Annotated in this window: 16 protein-coding genes; 9 read left to right on the top strand and 7 right to left on the bottom strand. The window is 63.9% G+C overall.

Features of this window, described 5'->3' with window-relative positions:
* Positions 1-11 precede the first annotated feature (11 nt).
* Positions 12-959: a 3-hydroxyacyl-CoA dehydrogenase gene (locus AC0L3D_RS10075; protein ID WP_419696068.1), complete on the top strand. Its 948-nt coding sequence runs from the start codon at positions 12-14 to the stop codon at positions 957-959.
* Positions 956-1918 (top strand): 3,5-dioxohexanoate:acetyl-CoA acetone transferase, encoded by a 963-nt coding sequence (kce, locus tag AC0L3D_RS10070; RefSeq protein WP_473644101.1) that lies wholly within the window; start codon positions 956-958, stop codon positions 1916-1918. The genes AC0L3D_RS10075 and kce overlap by 4 nt, the downstream gene beginning before the upstream one ends.
* Before the next feature lie 69 nt (positions 1919-1987).
* Here kce and AC0L3D_RS10065 read toward each other — a convergent pair whose 3' ends face one another.
* A complete protein-coding gene (locus tag AC0L3D_RS10065; protein WP_419696070.1) occupies positions 1988-2185 on the bottom strand; it encodes a hypothetical protein in 198 nt (65 codons plus the stop codon).
* Between AC0L3D_RS10065 and AC0L3D_RS10060 the strand changes: the two genes are divergently transcribed.
* A complete protein-coding gene (locus AC0L3D_RS10060; protein WP_473644099.1) occupies positions 2184-3395 on the top strand; it encodes an acyl-CoA dehydrogenase family protein in 1212 nt (403 codons plus the stop codon). The genes AC0L3D_RS10065 and AC0L3D_RS10060 overlap by 2 nt on opposite strands.
* Before the next feature lie 31 nt (positions 3396-3426).
* On the top strand, positions 3427-4458 hold the full coding sequence (locus AC0L3D_RS10055) for a phosphotransferase family protein (RefSeq protein ID WP_473644097.1): 1032 nt from the start codon (positions 3427-3429) through the stop codon (positions 4456-4458).
* A gap of 40 nt (positions 4459-4498) precedes the next feature.
* Here AC0L3D_RS10055 and AC0L3D_RS10050 read toward each other — a convergent pair whose 3' ends face one another.
* The 6 genes from AC0L3D_RS10050 to AC0L3D_RS10025 all read right to left on the bottom strand — a co-directional run bounded on the left by AC0L3D_RS10050 (position 4499) and on the right by AC0L3D_RS10025 (position 11926).
* Complete coding sequence (locus tag AC0L3D_RS10050; RefSeq protein ID WP_473644095.1) at positions 4499-4996, bottom strand: sarcosine oxidase subunit gamma; 498 nt, start codon at positions 4994-4996, stop codon at positions 4499-4501.
* Positions 4989-7937, bottom strand: coding sequence for a sarcosine oxidase subunit alpha family protein (locus AC0L3D_RS10045; RefSeq protein ID WP_473644093.1), 2949 nt, complete (start codon positions 7935-7937; stop codon positions 4989-4991). Before AC0L3D_RS10045 ends, AC0L3D_RS10050 begins: the two co-directional genes overlap by 8 nt.
* The gene (locus tag AC0L3D_RS10040) at positions 7934-8230 is read right to left on the bottom strand and encodes a sarcosine oxidase subunit delta (RefSeq protein ID WP_287245503.1); all 297 of its coding nucleotides are present in this window, start codon (positions 8228-8230) and stop codon (positions 7934-7936) included. The genes AC0L3D_RS10045 and AC0L3D_RS10040 overlap by 4 nt, the downstream gene beginning before the upstream one ends.
* A gap of 13 nt (positions 8231-8243) precedes the next feature.
* Positions 8244-9500, bottom strand: a complete 1257-nt coding sequence (locus AC0L3D_RS10035) for a sarcosine oxidase subunit beta family protein (RefSeq protein WP_473644092.1) — start codon at positions 9498-9500, stop codon at positions 8244-8246.
* Positions 9501-9510: 10 nt separating this feature from the next.
* Entirely contained in the window at positions 9511-10659 is a 1149-nt protein-coding gene (locus tag AC0L3D_RS10030) for a M24 family metallopeptidase (protein ID WP_473644090.1), read from the bottom strand.
* 76 nt (positions 10660-10735) lie between these two features.
* Positions 10736-11926 (bottom strand): M24 family metallopeptidase, encoded by a 1191-nt coding sequence (locus AC0L3D_RS10025; RefSeq protein WP_473644088.1) that lies wholly within the window; start codon positions 11924-11926, stop codon positions 10736-10738.
* 216 nt (positions 11927-12142) lie between these two features.
* Here AC0L3D_RS10025 and ehuB point away from each other — a divergent pair, with 216 nt between their 5' ends.
* From ehuB to AC0L3D_RS10000, 5 genes are read left to right on the top strand one after another with little or no spacing between them, the layout of a single operon-like run.
* Entirely contained in the window at positions 12143-13012 is an 870-nt protein-coding gene (ehuB, locus tag AC0L3D_RS10020; protein ID WP_473644086.1) for an ectoine/hydroxyectoine ABC transporter substrate-binding protein EhuB, read from the top strand.
* A 55-nt stretch (positions 13013-13067) separates the two neighbouring features.
* Entirely contained in the window at positions 13068-13796 is a 729-nt protein-coding gene (ehuC, locus tag AC0L3D_RS10015) for an ectoine/hydroxyectoine ABC transporter permease subunit EhuC (RefSeq protein ID WP_473644084.1), read from the top strand.
* Complete coding sequence (gene ehuD / locus AC0L3D_RS10010) at positions 13793-14452, top strand: ectoine/hydroxyectoine ABC transporter permease subunit EhuD (RefSeq protein WP_023800464.1); 660 nt, start codon at positions 13793-13795, stop codon at positions 14450-14452. Before ehuC ends, ehuD begins: the two co-directional genes overlap by 4 nt.
* Positions 14449-15228, top strand: a complete 780-nt coding sequence (gene ehuA, locus AC0L3D_RS10005) for an ectoine/hydroxyectoine ABC transporter ATP-binding protein EhuA (RefSeq protein ID WP_027152502.1) — start codon at positions 14449-14451, stop codon at positions 15226-15228. The genes ehuD and ehuA overlap by 4 nt, the downstream gene beginning before the upstream one ends.
* Positions 15225-15956 carry a GntR family transcriptional regulator gene (locus AC0L3D_RS10000; protein WP_128179680.1) on the top strand — a complete coding sequence of 244 codons (732 nt, stop codon included), beginning with the start codon at positions 15225-15227 and terminating at the stop codon, positions 15954-15956. Before ehuA ends, AC0L3D_RS10000 begins: the two co-directional genes overlap by 4 nt.
* Positions 15957-15971: the final 15 nt, after the last annotated feature.

Here is a 15971-nt window from a genome sequence, read left to right as displayed (position 1 = left end):
GGAGCCCGACCATGATGAAAGTAGCGATTGTCGGCAGCGGGTTCATCGGGCGGGCCTGGGCGATCAGTTTTGCCCGCGCCGGCCACGATGTGCGGATGTGGGACCAGTCGCCGGCCGCGACCGAAGGTGCGCACGATTACATCGCCGGCGTGCTCGGCGACCTCGCTGCGAATGATCTGCTGCGGGGGCAGGCAATCGACGTCGTGCTTGGTCGCATTGCCGTCGTTGCGGAACTCGAAGAAGCGCTGGCCGATGCGGTCCATATCCAGGAGAACACGCCCGAAAACCTCGACGTGAAGCGCGAGGTGTTCTCGCAGATCGATGCAATGGCCGGTCCGCAAGCGGTGATCGCCAGTTCCACCTCAGCGTTGCTGCCGTCGAAATTCACCGACCATCTGCAAGGGCGGCACCGCTGCCTGGTCGTGCATCCGATCAATCCGCCCTACCTCATCCCGGCCGCGGAAGTCGTGCCGGCGCCATGGACGTCTTCCGAAACGGTCGAAAGGACCCGCGCCTTCCTCGTCGATGCGGGCCACGCGCCGCTGGTGATGAAGCACGAGCTCGACGGCTTCATCATGAACCGCCTGCAGGGCGCGCTGCTGGAGGAGGCTTTTCGACTTGTCGCCGACGGCTATGCCAGCGTCGAGGATGTCGATATCGGCATTCGCGACGGGCTGGCGCTGCGCTGGTCGTTCATGGGTCCGTTCGAAACGATCGACCTTAATGCGCCGGGCGGTGTACGCGACTATATCGAGCGCTATCAATCGATCTATGCCAACATTTTTCCGCAGATGCTGCGCCGCGTCGACTGGGCCGGCGAAGTCATCGAGACGGTGGAGGCCGACCGCCGCAAGCGGCTGCCGCGGGAAGAACTCGGCGAACGGCAGGTTTGGCGCGACCGCCGGCTTATGGCGCTGGCCGCGCACAAGAAAAAATCGGATCAGGAGTTTGGAAGATGACGGAAACAAGCCGCAAGCCCGGTGATACGCAGACCAGGGGCAAAATTATCATCACCTGTGCGGTGACAGGGGCGATCCATACACCGACCATGTCGCCCTATCTGCCTATCACGCCGGACCAGATCGCGTCCGAGGCGATCGCGGCGGCGGAGGCAGGTGCGGCGATCCTGCACCTGCATGCCCGCGACCCCGAGACCGGCAAGCCCGACCAGACGCCGGCGGCCTTCGCCCGCTTCCTGCCGCGCATCAAGCAGGCCACCAATGCCGCCATCAACATCACCACCGGCGGCAGTCCCTACATGAAGGTCGAGGAACGCGTGCGCCCGGCCGCCGAGTTCAAGCCAGAGGTCGCCTCGCTCAACATGGGCTCGATCAATTTCGGGCTCTATCACCTCGTCGACAAATACGAGACTTTCAAGTTCGACTGGGAAAAGCCGCATCTGGAAGCGACGCGTGACCTGGTCTTCCGCAACTCGTTCAAGGACATCGAATACATCCTTGCGACCTGCTACGACAACGGCACGCGCTTCGAGTTGGAGTGCTACGACATCGCCCATCTCTACAATCTCTCGCACTTCGCCGATCGCGGGCTGGTCAAGCCGCCGTTCTTCGTGCAGTCGGTGTTCGGTCTGCTTGGCGGCATCGGCACCCATCCCGAAGATGTCGCCCATATGAAGCGCACCGCCGACCGGCTGTTCGGCGACCAGTTCCGCTGGTCGGTGCTCGGTGCCGGCGCCAGCCAGTTGCGTATCGCCGCGCAGTCGGCAGCCCTTGGCGGCAACATCCGCGTCGGGCTCGAAGACAGTCTGTGGGCCGGCAAGGGTAAGCTTGCCAAATCGAACGCCGAGCAGGTGGTGCTTGCCCGCAAGATCATCGAAGGCCTCGGCATGGAAGTGGCGACGCCCGACGAGGCGCGCGAGATCCTGTCACTGAAGGGCGGCGACAAGGTCGCGTTCTGAGGCGGCTCGCCTATCGCCGCACGGTGCCAACAGAGGAGGACGGCATGAAGATCGGAGTCGTGGTGGTCGTTACCGCGCCTCCCCGGCGATGGCGTCCTGCGCGGCAGCCTGTTCGCAATAACCGGCCTTGGCATCAAGGGCGTTGCGGAACCACGCTTCGCCGGATGACGGCGGCTGCAAAAGGGGATAGAGGCGAATAAAGAAAACGAGCGCTCGCTCGATTTCTAGACGATGGCGGCCACCTCGCTTCGCTGAAAGTTTGTCCATGAACTTCGACATTCCAGCCCGCACCGAAGATTACCGCGTCCGCATTGCCGACTTCGTCGAGCGTGACATCCTGCCGCTCGAGGCCGACAAGACGTCCTATGACGCACATGGAAATATCGCCTTGCCGCTGCTGGAGACGCTTCGCGCCAAGGCGCGGATGGCGGGCCTGTGGTGCCTGCAGCTCAAGCCCGCATCCGGCGGCGCCGGTCTCGGCAAGATCGACATGGCGGTCTGCTACGAGGAGATGAACCGGTCGATCTTCGGACCCGTGGTGTTCAATTCGGCAGCGCCCGATGATGGCAACATGATGGTGCTCGAGGCGCTCGGCACGCCGGCGCAGCAGGAAAAATGGCTAAAGCCGATTGTCGAGGGCAAAGTGCGCTCGGCCTTTGCCATGACCGAACCGCACCCCGGCGGCGGCTCGGACCCTTCGATGATCATGACGCGTGCTGAACGGCGCGGCGACAAATATGTGGTGACCGGCCGCAAATGGTTCATCACCGGCGCCGAGGAGGCCAGCCATTTCATTCTGATCGCGCGAACCTCGGACGATCCGCGCCATGGTCTGTCGGCTCTGATGTTCCACAAGGACCAGCCGGGCTGGCGCATCATGCGCCGCATAGAGATCATGGGCCCGGAGGAGCATGGCGGGCATTGCGAGCTCGAATTCGATGGGCTCGAAATCCCTGTCGAAGACATGCTGGTTGGCGAGGGCAGGGGCATGAAGGTGACGCAGGTGCGGCTCGGCCCGGCGCGGCTTACCCACTGCATGCGCTGGCTTGGATTGTCCAAGCGTTGCGTCGAGATCGCGCGCGCCTACGCTGCCGAGCGCTATGGTTTCGGCCAGCGCCTCGCCGACCGCGAAAGCGTCCAGCTGAAGCTCGGCGACCTCGCCATGCGCATCGAGATCGGCCGCATCCTGGTGATGAAGGCTGCGTGGGAGCTGGACCGCGGCGGCTTTGCCCGCAAGGAAGTATCGATGGCCAAGGTCCAGGTCGCCAATGTGCTGCATGACGCGGCCGATGTGGCGATCCAGATCAATGGCGCGCGAGGCTATTCGAAGGACACGGTGCTCGAATGGATCTACCGCTATGCGCGCCAGGCGCGGTTGGTCGATGGCGCCGATGAGGTCCACAAGATGGTGCTGAGCCGTTTCCTCAACGAGGAGGAGAAGGGCTTCTGGCGCTGGACCGTCGAAGGCGAGGCATAGCGGACGCGGGGTGGCATCTCAGGAGGAAAAGATGCCGTTGAATGCTGATTTCGATCCTGCGGCATTGAAGGGCTTTCTCGCGAACCGCTTCGGCGATGCCGCAATGGCGCTCGAGCGGATCGGCGGCGGGCAGTCCAACCCCACCTACTTCGTCGACTATGGTCCGCATCGCATGGTGCTGCGCAAGAAGCCGGCCGGGCCGATCCTGCGCGGGGCCCATGCCGTCGACCGCGAGTTCCGCGTGCTTGAAGCGCTCGCAGCGACCAACGTCCCGGTGCCGCGGCCGGTGCTCTATCACGACGGTGTCGAGCCGCTCGGCACGTCCTTTTACTTGATGGAGCGGCTGGATGGTCGCGTTTTCCACGACTGTTCGCTGCCTGGCCTCGTCCCCGCGGAGCGACGCGGCATCTATTTCGGCATGGCCGAAGCGATGGCCAAACTGCATGCTGTCCGTCCCGACGAGGTCGGTCTCGGCGATTACGGCCCGCCCGGCAACTATTTCGAGCGCCAGATTGGCCGCTGGACCCGGCAGCTCAGGGAATCGCCGAGCGACAGAATTCCGGCACTCGAAGCGGTCGCCGACTGGTTGCCGCAGCATCTGCCCACGAATGATGGACGCGTGTCGATCGCCCATGGCGACTTCCGCCTCGGAAATCTGCTGTTCCATCCCGGCAAGCCGGAGGTGATCGGCATTCTCGATTGGGAGCTGTCGACGATCGGCCATCCGCTCGCCGATCTCGGCTTTTGCTCGATGACCTGGCATTCGACGCCAGACGAATATGGCGGCATCCTCGGCCTCGATCATGCCGCCCTCGGCATCCCCAGCCAGCGCGAATTCCTTGACCATTATTTCGCGCATGCCGTACCCACTGCGCCCCTGCAACGCTTCCACCTGGTTTTTTCGCTGTTCCGTTTCGCGGTGATCTTCGTCGGCATCGCCGACCGGGCGCGGGCAGGCAGCGCGGCGTCGGCCGATGCCGCCAGCAAGTCGCCTCTCGCCGGCCGCTTTGCCGCACGTGCTCAAGAGATCATCCAAGGGGCAAGACCGTGGAGCGCCGCCTGAGACGAGCGCTCGCGCCCTGGTCCTTCGCCTACCCGCGGCGTCAGCAATCCAGTCCGGAAATCCAGTCCGAGAGGCTTTGCGAAAAACTTCGCGGCACGATGAGTTCGCACGCGGTATCGCCGGTGCGCAGGAACAGCACGGGCACATGGTGCAAGGATGTCAGCACGGCGCGGCCCGGGGCAGCCGCCGGCGCGCACCAGTCGACGGCGATGCATCTGGAGAGCACTCCTGCGATGTTCGCCCCGGCCATTCTGAAACGCACGCGACCCTCGCCGAGAGAAACCGAACAGCCGAGATCCGGGTCGACGGCAAGCGAAGATGCTTGCGCGCCGTCGTCGAGAGCCAGCCACAAGCGGCGAGGCGCGACGCGGATGACGAGGAGACCTTTTTGGCGAACCGTCTCTCCGACTGAGGCAGGAAGTTTCGTGCCGAGCGATGCCGAAAGGTTCGATTCGAATTGCCCCAGCGTGCCGTCCCAGCCCTCGATCTGGATGAGTGGGCAATCGACCACGGACAGGCTGAAATCCGGGCTAGCCATGCAGTCGTTCCCCCTGCGGATCGAGGAATACCGGCGAGACGATTCGGGCACGGACCGTTTCGGCTTTCATCGGATAGACGGCCACGACCTCGCTTCCTTCGCTGGCGACATCGCCGGCAAGCAAGGCCAGCCCGACATAGTGGCCGCGTTCGGGGCTGAAGGTGACGGAGGTGACGCGGCCGCGCCCGTGGCCGTAAGGTTTCTCGCCCGGCAGGAACAGGATGGCGCCACCGCGAAGGCGTTTTCCCTCTTCGATGCATTCCAGTCCGACCAGGCGCTGGCGGTCGGGCGCCTGGAAGGCGGGGCGCCGTCGCAGCACGTCGCCGACGAAGCCGGTACGCTTGCCCGCCATGCGGCCGAGGCCAAGATCGTCGAGCGTCGTGCGCCCATCGATTTCAGGTCCGGCGACATGGCCCTTTTCGACGCGCAGCGCGCCGAGCGCCTCGACGCCGTAAGGTTTCAGGTCGAGCGGCCTGCCTGCTTCGAGCAGGCGGCTCCAAAGCTGTTCACCGGCAGTTGCTCCGACATAGATTTCGTAGGCGCGCTCGCCGGAATAACTGAGGCGCAGGATGCGGAGCGCACGGCCCTGCCATTCGCTTTTGAGCAATCCCATATGCGCAAGTGCCGCATCGGAAACATCGAGAGCGGGAAACGCCGCACTCAGAATTGCGCGGCTTTTCGGTCCGGCAACCGACATCGCCGCCCATTCATCGCTCACCGAAGTCACGGCGACGCGCAAATCCGGCCACGCCGTATCGAGCAGGAACTCGAGACGTGACAGCACGTCGGCGGCCTTGGCGGTCGAGGTGGTCATGAAGAACCGGTTCTCGGCCAGCCGCGTCGTGGTGCCGTCGTCGAAGACGATGCCGTCGTCGCGCAGCATGACGCCGTAGCGCGCATGGCCAACCGGCAGTTTGGCAAAGCCGTTGGCGTAGATGCGATCGAGGAAAATCGCGGCATCCGGGCCCTGGACATCGATCTTGCCGAGGGTGGAGATGTCCATCAGGCCTGCGGCCTGGCGCACACTCCGCATTTCGGCGACATAGGCTTCGTTCACGTCGAGCCCGGATTGCCTGTAGAAATAGGGCCGCATCCAGAGCCCGACCTCCAGCATCTCGGCGCCGTTCGCCATGTGCCAGTCGTGCATCGGCGTGCGGCGGATCGGCTTGAAATGATGGCCGATGGCGCGCCCGGCAAGCGCACCGATGGCGACCGGCGTATAGGGCGGTCGAAAGGTCGTGGCGGCGGTCTCGGGGATCGTTGCGTTGCGCAGGGCCGCCATCGACGCCAGCGCCGAAAAATTGCTGGTCTTGCCCTGGTCGGTGCCCATGCCGAGCGTGGTGTAGCGCTTCAGGTGCTCGACCGATTCATAGCCCTCGCGATGGGCGAGCTCGATATCCCCGGTCGTCACGTCCATCTGGAAATCAACGAAGGCTTTTCCACGTCCAGCGGCCAGGGCCTCGCGAAGCGGGGCCGCGGCGGTCTCGCCGAGATCGAGTTTCGACGGAGCAGGCACCGGCGCCGACTTGCCGCATGCTGCCGCGGTGCCGGCGCGATGACCGTCCTCGACGGCATCGGCGGTCGAATAAATTCCCATCATCGAGCCGGCGCCGAACCGGTCCGCCGGAAACGCCCCCGGCACGAAGCCGCCAATGTCATTGCGATATTGAGGTTTGACGCCCAGGTGCGAAGTGAGATGCACGGTTGGCGACCAGCCGCCGGATACGCAGACCAGGTCGCAGGCGGCCTCGGACTGGCCGTCCGGTCCGTTGAGCGTTGCCCGCCTGACGGCATGGCCGCCGTTAAGGTCGACGATGCGCGTTGCGGCCCGCACCATCACGCCGAGCCGTGCGGCTTCTGCGGCAAGTGCGGCGGGCGGCGCTGCACGCAGATCGGCAACCGTCACCTCTGCTCCGCCTGCGGCATAGTCGAAGGCGATGCGCCAGGCGCCGTCATTGGTGGTGGCGACGATGATTTTTTTGCCGGGCAGGATGGCGAAACGGTTGAGATAGGTCCGGGCGGCCGACGCAAGCATGACGCCGGGTCGGTCGTTGTTGGAGAATACCATTGGCTGCTCGATGGCGCCGGTGGCAAAAACGATCGAGCGGGCGCGAAGCATTGTGAATGTCTGCAGCACTTCGCCGGCCAGTTGCGGATTGCTTGGGTCGCGTTGCTCGACCAGTCCGATGACATTGCCGTCATAGATGCCGAAAGCGGTCGTCCGCTTCATCAGAGTGACGGTTTCGGAGCTCTCCAGCTCGGCCTCGGCCTGTCTCAACCATGCGGCCGCTGCGCTGTCGGACGGCTCCGCCAGAAGCTGACCGCCGAGCAGGAAATCCTGCTCGATCAGCGCGACCCGCGCGCCGGCCGCTGCGGCAGCACGCGCCGCCGACAATCCAGCCGGGCCGCCGCCGACGATTGCGACATCGGCAAAGGCATGATTGATGTTGTAGCGGTCGGGATCAGGGCCGCTGCCGGCTCTGCCCAGCCCGGCCGCCTTGCGGATAAAGTGCTCGTAGAACATCCAGGCGCGGCGCGTCGGACCCATGAAGGTCTTGTAGTAGAAGCCGGCCGAAAGGAACGGCGCCAACAGGCCGTTGACGCTTTGCACGTCAAAGGCAAGCGAAGGCCAGCGGTTCTGGCTCTCCGCGACTAGGCCGTCTTGGAGTTCCAGCGTCGTCGCCGGCAGGTTCGGCTGGCGCCTGCCTGCGGTTGCAAGCGTGACCAGTGCATTCGGCTCCTCGGCCCCGGCGGAAAAAATGCCGCGTGGACGATGATATTTGAAGCTGCGCCCGACCAGCGTGACGCCGTTGGCGAGCAGCGCGGAGGCGAGCGTATCGCCGCGATATCCGATCAGGCTCCGGCCGTCGAAGGTAAACTCGACCGGCTGCTCGCGGTCGATACGGCCGCCCATCGACAACCGCTTGTGGTTCGAACTCATGCCGGTGGTTTCCTGGCGGGTGATTTCCTGGCCGACAATTGCCTGGCGAGATCGACGGATGCGATGGCGTGGTTGCGCGTGTCGCGTTCGACCACCAGCCATTGGCGGCAGCCGGTCACGTGCTGCCAGAACTCGCGGTGCAGGCCAGCCGGATTTGTCCTGATATAGACGTAACGGTACCAGGCCCCGGGATCGGGATCGTCGTGCGCCGGACGCGTGACGGAAGCGTCGCCGCCGTAGCGGAACTCGTCATGGTCGCGCAGGCCGCAGCAGGGGCATTCGATGCGCAGCATTTTGTACCGCCTCCTATTGCAGCCAGGCTGAGGGGCCGGCGCCAGCCTCGTCGAGCGTGTGGCCGGTGCGGAAACGATCGAGCCCGTAGGCTGCGATCAACGGGTGCGGCTTGCCGGTGGCGATCGTGTGGGCGAAGCACCAGCCGGAAGCCGGCGTCGCCTTGAAGCCGCCATAGCACCAGCCGCCGTTGAGATAGAGCCCCTCGATCGGCGTCGGACAGATGATCGGGCTGGCATCGGGCGTCATGTCCATGACGCCGCCCCAATGGCGCAGCAGTCGGATGCGCGAAATGCACGGCATCAGAGCGATCGCCGCCTCCGCCACTTCGCGCACGACGCCCAGATTGCCGCGCTGGGCGTAGGAATTGTAGCCGTCGAGATTGCCGCCGAAGACCAGCCCGCCCTTGTCCGACTGGCTGACGTAGAAATGATCGGCGCCATAGGCGACAACATGGTCCACCAACGGCTTCAGCGGTTCGGTGACAAAGGCCTGCAAGACGTGGCTTTCGATCGGCAGTTCCAGGCCGGCCTTGGCGCCGAGCACGGATGTATGACCGGCAACAGCGAGGCCGACCTTGCCGGCGCCGATCCGGCCTTTCGTCGTTTCGACGCCGACGATCCTGTCGCCGTCGCGGAGGAAGTTTGTCACCTCGCAGTTCTGGATAATGTCGACGCCATGGCCGTCGGCGGCGCGCGCATAGCCCCAGGCGACCGCATCGTGGCGCGCCGTGCCCGCCCGGCCCTGGAAGATGGCGCCATGTATCGGAAAGCGGGCCGTATCGGAAAAATCGAGATAGGGCACGAGACGGCGCACCTCGTCGCGGTCGAGGATGTCGGCATCGATGCCGTTCAGCCGCATGATGTTGGCGCGGTGGCTGAAGCCGTCGAGCTGGTCGGCGGAATGCGCGGTGACGAGCTGGCCGCGCTGCGAGAACATGACGTTGAAATTCAGCGCCCGCGACATGTTCTCCCAGAGTTTCATCGAGAATTCGTAGAACTGGGTGTTGCCGTCGAGCAGGTAGTTGGAGCGGATGACGGTGGTGTTGCGGCCGACATTGCCGCCGCCGACATAGCCCTTTTCGAGCACCGCGACGTTGCGGATGCCGTGGTTCTCGGCGAGGTAGAAGGCGGTAGCGAGGCCGTGTCCACCGCCGCCGATGACGATCACGTCGTAGGACGGTTTTGGCTCCGCTGCCCGCCAGGCGCGCTGCCAGTTCTTCTGGCCAGACAGCGCGTTGCGGAAAATCGAAAATGCCGAGTAGCGCACCATGCCTGCGGGCCTAGCGAACGATCGGGCCGGCCGGCGTGCGGGTAAGCACTTCGGCGCCCGCATCGGTCAGAAGTACGGTGTTGGAGACGAAGTCATTGCCGCGACCGGTGCCCATCAGCCACGACAGGATGTGGAAACTCATCCCGGTCTCGATCTCGAGGTCGGAATCGTGCCTCAAGCCGGTCACCGAATTGCCGCCGGTCCATGATGGCGGCTGTCCAGCGCCGACCAGATAGCCGCAGTGATGGCGGCGATAATGGGAAAGACCGGCCTCGTCGGCGACGGTCTGCCAGGCGGCGTAGACGTCGCGCGCCCTGGCGCCGGGCTTGAGTGCCTCGACGACGGCATCAAACGCCCTGGCGGTCACCTCCGCCATCGCGGCGTCTTCGTCGCTGATATGGCCGATGCGAACGAGCCGGCCGAGCGGCGCGTGATAACGCGAGATGCAGCCGGACAGTTCGATGAAGACCGGCTCGCCCTTGCGGTAGATCCCGTCGCCCCAGGTCGTATGCTCTTCGCCCAGGCGCGCGGCCGGGCGGATGAACGGGCCGAAGCCCGGAGCATGACCGCCGGCGCGGATCATCGCCGCAACGCATTGGGCCGCGACCTCCTGTTCGGAGACACCGTCCGAGATCGCGGCGATCGCGGCGCCGGCGGCGGCGTCGGTCACTTGTGCCGCCTGACGCATCAGTGCCTGTTCCTCGGCGCTCTTCACTCGCCGCATCCTGTCGACCAGCCCGGAAACATCGCTCCATCTGGCATCGGCCTGCGTCTGGAGTGCGACGGCAAGCCCATGGCTGAGGCCAGCCGTCCAGTATTCGAGGCCGATCCGCTTGCCGGACAGGCTGAGCTCCGCAAGCACCCGCGCGGCAAGGTCGGCCGCCGTTTCGCTGTCGGAATGGCCGCGGAATTCCGCTGCCGTCACCTGTTTCTCGATCGTCACCCTTTCCATCGAGCGGGTGACCAGGACAGGTTTCCCTTCGAGCGGGACGATCAGCAGGTGAGGGGCAAAATATCCCCAGTGATCGAGCCCGGTGAGGTAGAAGACGTTCTCCGGCGAAGCAAAGACCGTCGCGTCGAGCTCGCGCTCGGCCAGCGCCGTGCGGACCCTGACAAGGCGGCCGGCGATTTCGGCTTCGGAAAACGGACTACGGTCCATCAGGCGTCCTCGTGCTGGTTACCGGTTTCGTTGCCGGCATGATCTTTCGTCAGTGACCGGCTTCCAGTCCCCATGCTCAGTCGATGACGATGAGTTCGCGCGCCACGTCGCAGAGGCGTTCGCCGCCGCGATCCGTGACGACGAAGGATTCCGAGATGGCGATGCCGAAATCGTCGAGCCAAACGCCGGCCATGAAATGGAAGCACATCCCGGACTGCATCTTGGTGGTATCGCCGGGACGAAGACTTGCGGTGCGTTCGCCCCAATCGGGCGGGTAGGCGAGCCCGACCGGATAGCCGACGCGGCTCTCCTTCTTCAGCCCGTTCTTCCTCAACACTGCCTGCCAGGCGCCTTCCACCTCTTCGGCGGTGTAGCCGGGGCGGGCCTTCTCAAGGCCGGTGTCGACGCCCTCGACGATCGCCTTGGCCATGTCGACGAGGACTTGCGGCGGCTTGCCGAAATGCACGGTCCGCGTCAGCGCCGCATGATAGCGCCGCGGCACCCCGGCGATCTCCAGAATGGCGAGGCCGCTGTCCGGCAGCGGCGCGTCGGACCAGGTCAGATGCGGCGTGCTGGTGCCCTCGCCGACGGGCATCAGCGGACAGATCGCGGCATAGTCGCCGCCCGCTCCGGGCACGCCCGTGATCTGTGCCTGATAGATTTCCGCAATGACATGGTTCTGCGGCACGCCGGGCCGCATTTTTTCGATGCCGCGTTTCATGGCGTGTGTGCAGATCGCACCGGCCTCGCGGATCAGCACCAGCTCGGCTTCGGATTTGACCAGCCGCGCCCAGTTGACGAGATCGTGGTTGTTGGCGAAGTGCGCGTCAGGCAGCCCGCTGACGAGATGGGCATGGCAGCGCGCGGTGTAATAATGCGCGTCCATCTCGACGCCGATGCGGGCGTTTCCCCAGCCACGCGACCGGATCAGCTGGGCGAGTTCGTCATAGGGGTGTTCGACGGGCTGCTGCACCAGCCGTTCCGAGAACGGCACGATGTTCTTCTCCGGCAGGCCGGTGGTCAGGCGTGCGCTCCTGGCGTCCTGCGCCCTGCCGAACCAGATCGGCCGGTTTTCCCTTAGATGGACGAGCACGCATTGCGGAACATAGAACGACCATCCGTCATAGCCGGTCAGCCAGCACATATTAGCTGGGTCCTGACAGATGATGAGGTCGAAGCCGGCCTTCTCCATGCGTGACTTCACGCCGGCCAGGCGCTGCGCATACTCCGCTTGCGTGAAAGTCCCGAAACCGCTCGCGCTCGCCACCGAAATCCCACCTGCCAGTACGCTGGTTTTTTCTTAAATTGTGCACAACTGGCAATAATGTGTGGTCTGATTGCGAATTATTACCAGATTTCTGTAGTTTTTATATCCTAGCTTGCACAATGTCTAGGGCAGTTGTATACGTCTTGACAGGCAGGTGTCGACCTCGAAGAAGGCCGCGCCCGGGAATATCAGTCAGTTGTTCAATGGGAGAAAAGCATGTTCAAATCATCGATATCGCGCCGGATGGTCGTGAAAGCCGCCGCCTGCCTCGCGCTTGCCGCGACATCATTCACGGCGCTGCCCGCTTATGCGGAAACCACCCTCGAACAAGCCAAGAAGGACGGCTATATCCGCGTCGGCTTTGCCAACGAGGCGCCGTTCGGTTACGCCACGCCTGACGGCAAGCTGACCGGCGAAGCGCCGGAAGTTGCCAAGGCGGTACTCGCCAAGATGGGTATCGCGCAGGTTGACGGCGTGCTGACCGAGTTCGGCTCGCTTATCCCAGGTCTCAAGGCCGGCCGCTTCGATATCATCGCCGCCGGCATGTTCATCAATCCGAAGCGCTGCGCCGAGATCAATTTCTCCGAGCCGTCCTACGGCATCGGTCAGGCCATGCTGGTGGCAAAAGGCAATCCGAAGGGCGTGAAGGACTTTTCCAGCATCAAGAAAAACCCGGATCTCAAGCTCGCCGTGATGGCCGGCGCCGTCGAGGGCGGCTATGCCAAGGACGCTGGTGTCGCCGCCGGGCAGATCGTTGCCTTGCCCGACCAGTCCAGTCTGGTCGCCGCCGTCCAGTCGGGCCGTGCCGACGCTGCCGCGCTAACCGCTCTTTCGATCGCCGACATGGCCAAGAAGGCCGACGGCGTCGAATCGACCAAGCCGTTCGGCGAGGTTGCCGGCAAGTCGGTGAAAGGCCATGGCGGCTTCGGCTTCCGCAAGGAAGATACCGACCTGCAGGAGGCGTTCAACGCCGAGCTGAAGACGTTCCTCGGTTCGCCGGAGCACATCGCGCTGGTCGAGCCGCTCGGCTTCGGCAAGGACTACCTGCCCAACAAGACCACCGCGGAGCTTTGCGCGGGCAAATAGGTTCCCAACTGCTGGCGGCGCGAAAGCGCCGCCCCTTTTTCCTGGGGGAATCCGCATGGGAATCCGTACGCTCGTCGCCATGCTGGTCGTCGCGCTTGTCGTGATCGGTGCCTTGGCAACACAGGAATCTTACAAAGTGTTTATACCGGGGCTGCTGCAAGGCGCGGTTCTGACGATCGAGATCGCTATCCTCGGCAGCCTGCTCGCAATTGTCATGGGCGTGCTGGCGGCGCTGGCAAGGATGTATGGCCCGGCGCCGCTCAAATGGCTGGCCACGGTCTATGTCGAGATCTTCCGCGGCACCTCGGCGCTGGTGCAATTGTTTTGGCTGTTTTTCGTGCTGCCGCAATTCGGTGTCACGCTCAACGCATTCCTGGTTGCTGTCCTGGCGCTCGGCCTGAACGTTGGTGCTTACGGATCGGAAGTCGTGCGCGGCGCGATCCAGTCCGTCGCCCGCGGACAGTGGGAGGCGTCTACCGCATTGAACATGAGCCGCGCCCAGATGCTGCGCCGGATCATCCTGCCGCAGGCTTTCGTCGCCATGATCCCGCCTTGGGGCAATCTGTTCATCGAGCTTTTGAAATCGACAGCGCTGGTCTCGCTGATCACGCTCTCGGACCTCGCCTTCAAGGCGCAGCAAATGAACCAGAACACGTTCAAGACCATTCCGATCTTCACCCTCGTCCTGCTGATGTACCTGGCAATGTCGCTGGTTGTGACCATCGGCATGCGGCTTCTCGAAAGGCGGGCTTCCCTCGGATTGGCGCGGGGGAAGGCAGCATGATCTGGGACTGGGCATTTGCTTTTGAAATCCTGCCGGTGCTCGCCAGCGCTGCCATCGTTTCCATCGAGGCGACGCTGATCGGGTTTGCGCTTGCCGCCTCGCTTGGCCTGGTGCTGGCGGTCGTGCGCATCGCCGTGCCGTGGACCGGCTGGACGATTTCGGTGCTGGTCGAACTGATCCGGTCGACCCCGTTGCTGATCCAGATATTCTTTCTCTATTTCGTCTTTCCGAAATTCGGTGTCGTGCTCGACGCCTTCACCGCCGGGGTGCTTGCCATCGGTATCCACTACGCTGCCTATTGTTCCGAGGTCTATCGCGCCGGTTTCGACAACATCCATCGCGGCCAGTGGGAAGCCTCGGTCGCACTCAATCTGTCAGCCTGGACGACGTTCCGCGACATCATCATTCCGCAGGCGATCCCGCCGATCGTTCCGGCGCTCGGCAACTATCTGGTTGCCTTGTTCAAGGAGACGCCATTGCTTTCCGCAATCGCCGTGCTGGAGCTGATGCAGACCGCCAAGATCATCGGCTCCGAAACCTTCCGCTACACTGAACCGATGACGCTGGTCGGCCTGTTCTTCCTTGCCATGAGCCTGGTTTCTGCCGCGCTCATTCGCTCCCTCGAAGGCTTGCTCAACCGGAGGACCATGCGATGACGGAACAACCGATGGTCCGCTTCGACAATGTTTCGAAACGCTACGGCGCGCTGACCGTTCTCGACGGGCTCAATCTGGACATAGCACGCGGCGAGAAGGTTTCTATCATCGGGCCGTCCGGCTCCGGCAAGACCACGGTGCTGCGCATGCTGATGACGCTGGAGACGATCAATGACGGCGTCATCTGGGTCGAAGGCGAGCCGCTCACCCACATGGAGAGGAACGGCAAGCTTGTTCCCGCCGATCTCGCGCACATCCGCAAGATCCGCGCCAAGATCGGCATGGTGTTCCAGTCGTTCAACCTGTTCCCGCACATGACGGCGATGCAGAACTGCATCGAGGCGCCGATAACCGTGCTCGGCATGAAGCGGGCCGATGCCGAGGCGCGTGCGGCCGAGCTGCTCGACATGGTCGGCCTGTCGGAGAAGAAGGACCACTATCCCTCGCAGCTTTCCGGCGGCCAGCAGCAGCGTGTCGCCATCGCCCGCGCTTGCGCCATGCGGCCCAAGATCATGCTGTTCGACGAGGTGACCTCGGCACTCGACCCCGAACTCGTCGGCGAGGTGCTTGAAGTCATCCGAAAACTCGGCAGGGAACATGACCTCACCATGCTGATGGTCACCCACCAGATGGGATTTGCCAAGGAATTCTCCGATCGCGTCTGCTTTTTCCATGCCGGCAAGATCTGCGAGCAGGGGCCGCCAAACGAGTTGTTCGGCGCCCCCAAGAACGAGCGGACGCGGCAGTTCCTGCACGCTGTCCTGGAGGCTGGATGACGCTTGAGACGACTGCCACGCCCCTGGCCGTGACCGCCGCACCGCCGCGCCCGCTCTCGGCGCGAGAGCGGTTCGAGCGTATCTACCGGATACTGCGCGACCGCATCTGCCTGCTCGACTATGCGCCCGGCAGCCATCTCTCCGAGGAAGAGCTTGCCCAGGAATTCCAGATCAGCCGCACGCCGGTTCGCCGTGTCCTGGCGCGCCTCGAATCCGAGGGTCTGGTTCAATCCGTCCATGGCGTCGGCACGATCGTCACCGACGTCGACATCGAGGAATTGCAGCAGGTCTATCACTTGCGCCTGGAGCTGGCGCTCCTCGTCGGCAAGCTTTCGCCGATCCCGCGCACGGCGGACGACCTCGACCGGATAAGGGCACTCATCGCGCGCTGCGATTCCGATGTGCTCAATCCCGACCAGCGCGCTTTCCTGCGCCTCAACATGGATTTTTTCTACGAGCTCACCGCGATGACCGGCAACCAGCCGCTGCGCGAGATCAGCGAGCGCCTGTATTTTCAGGTCGCGCGCGTCGTCCTGAAGATGATGCCGCAGTTGGGCCTGGTCGAGGAGTTCACTGCGTTCCGCCGCGAAATGGAAGAGGTGCTTGCCGCCGCCGAGATCGGCGACTGGGAGTCGATCGGGCACATCAGGCGAGCCCATATCTCGATGAGCTTTCGCCGCATGATGCGTCATGCAGGCGAGGTCAACCTATCCGGCGGAACTCTGTAATTCACGTTTGACCTG

It is taken from the genome of Mesorhizobium sp. WSM4837, assembly GCF_055811435.1.
This window is presented reverse-complemented; position numbering and strand designations above follow the sequence as displayed.

Bases quoted from the DNA above. Each gene is read 5' to 3' on its own strand.
- AC0L3D_RS10035 (WP_473644092.1), bottom strand. From the start codon at position 9,500: ATGGTGCGCTACTCGGCATTTTCGATTTTCCGCAACGCGCTGTCTGGC.
- ehuC (WP_473644084.1), top strand. From the start codon at position 13,068: ATGGGAATCCGTACGCTCGTCGCCATGCTGGTCGTCGCGCTTGTCGTG.
- AC0L3D_RS10050 (WP_473644095.1), bottom strand. From the start codon at position 4,996: ATGGCTAGCCCGGATTTCAGCCTGTCCGTGGTCGATTGCCCACTCATC.
- ehuB (WP_473644086.1), top strand. From the start codon at position 12,143: ATGTTCAAATCATCGATATCGCGCCGGATGGTCGTGAAAGCCGCCGCC.
- AC0L3D_RS10045 (WP_473644093.1), bottom strand. From the start codon at position 7,937: ATGAGTTCGAACCACAAGCGGTTGTCGATGGGCGGCCGTATCGACCGC.
- ehuA (WP_027152502.1), top strand. From the start codon at position 14,449: ATGACGGAACAACCGATGGTCCGCTTCGACAATGTTTCGAAACGCTAC.
- AC0L3D_RS10040 (WP_287245503.1), bottom strand. From the start codon at position 8,230: ATGCTGCGCATCGAATGCCCCTGCTGCGGCCTGCGCGACCATGACGAG.
- AC0L3D_RS10075 (WP_419696068.1), top strand. From the start codon at position 12: ATGATGAAAGTAGCGATTGTCGGCAGCGGGTTCATCGGGCGGGCCTGG.
- kce (WP_473644101.1), top strand. From the start codon at position 956: ATGACGGAAACAAGCCGCAAGCCCGGTGATACGCAGACCAGGGGCAAA.
- AC0L3D_RS10030 (WP_473644090.1), bottom strand. From the start codon at position 10,659: ATGGACCGTAGTCCGTTTTCCGAAGCCGAAATCGCCGGCCGCCTTGTC.
- AC0L3D_RS10065 (WP_419696070.1), bottom strand. From the start codon at position 2,185: ATGGACAAACTTTCAGCGAAGCGAGGTGGCCGCCATCGTCTAGAAATC.
- ehuD (WP_023800464.1), top strand. From the start codon at position 13,793: ATGATCTGGGACTGGGCATTTGCTTTTGAAATCCTGCCGGTGCTCGCC.
- AC0L3D_RS10000 (WP_128179680.1), top strand. From the start codon at position 15,225: ATGACGCTTGAGACGACTGCCACGCCCCTGGCCGTGACCGCCGCACCG.
- AC0L3D_RS10060 (WP_473644099.1), top strand. From the start codon at position 2,184: ATGAACTTCGACATTCCAGCCCGCACCGAAGATTACCGCGTCCGCATT.
- AC0L3D_RS10055 (WP_473644097.1), top strand. From the start codon at position 3,427: ATGCCGTTGAATGCTGATTTCGATCCTGCGGCATTGAAGGGCTTTCTC.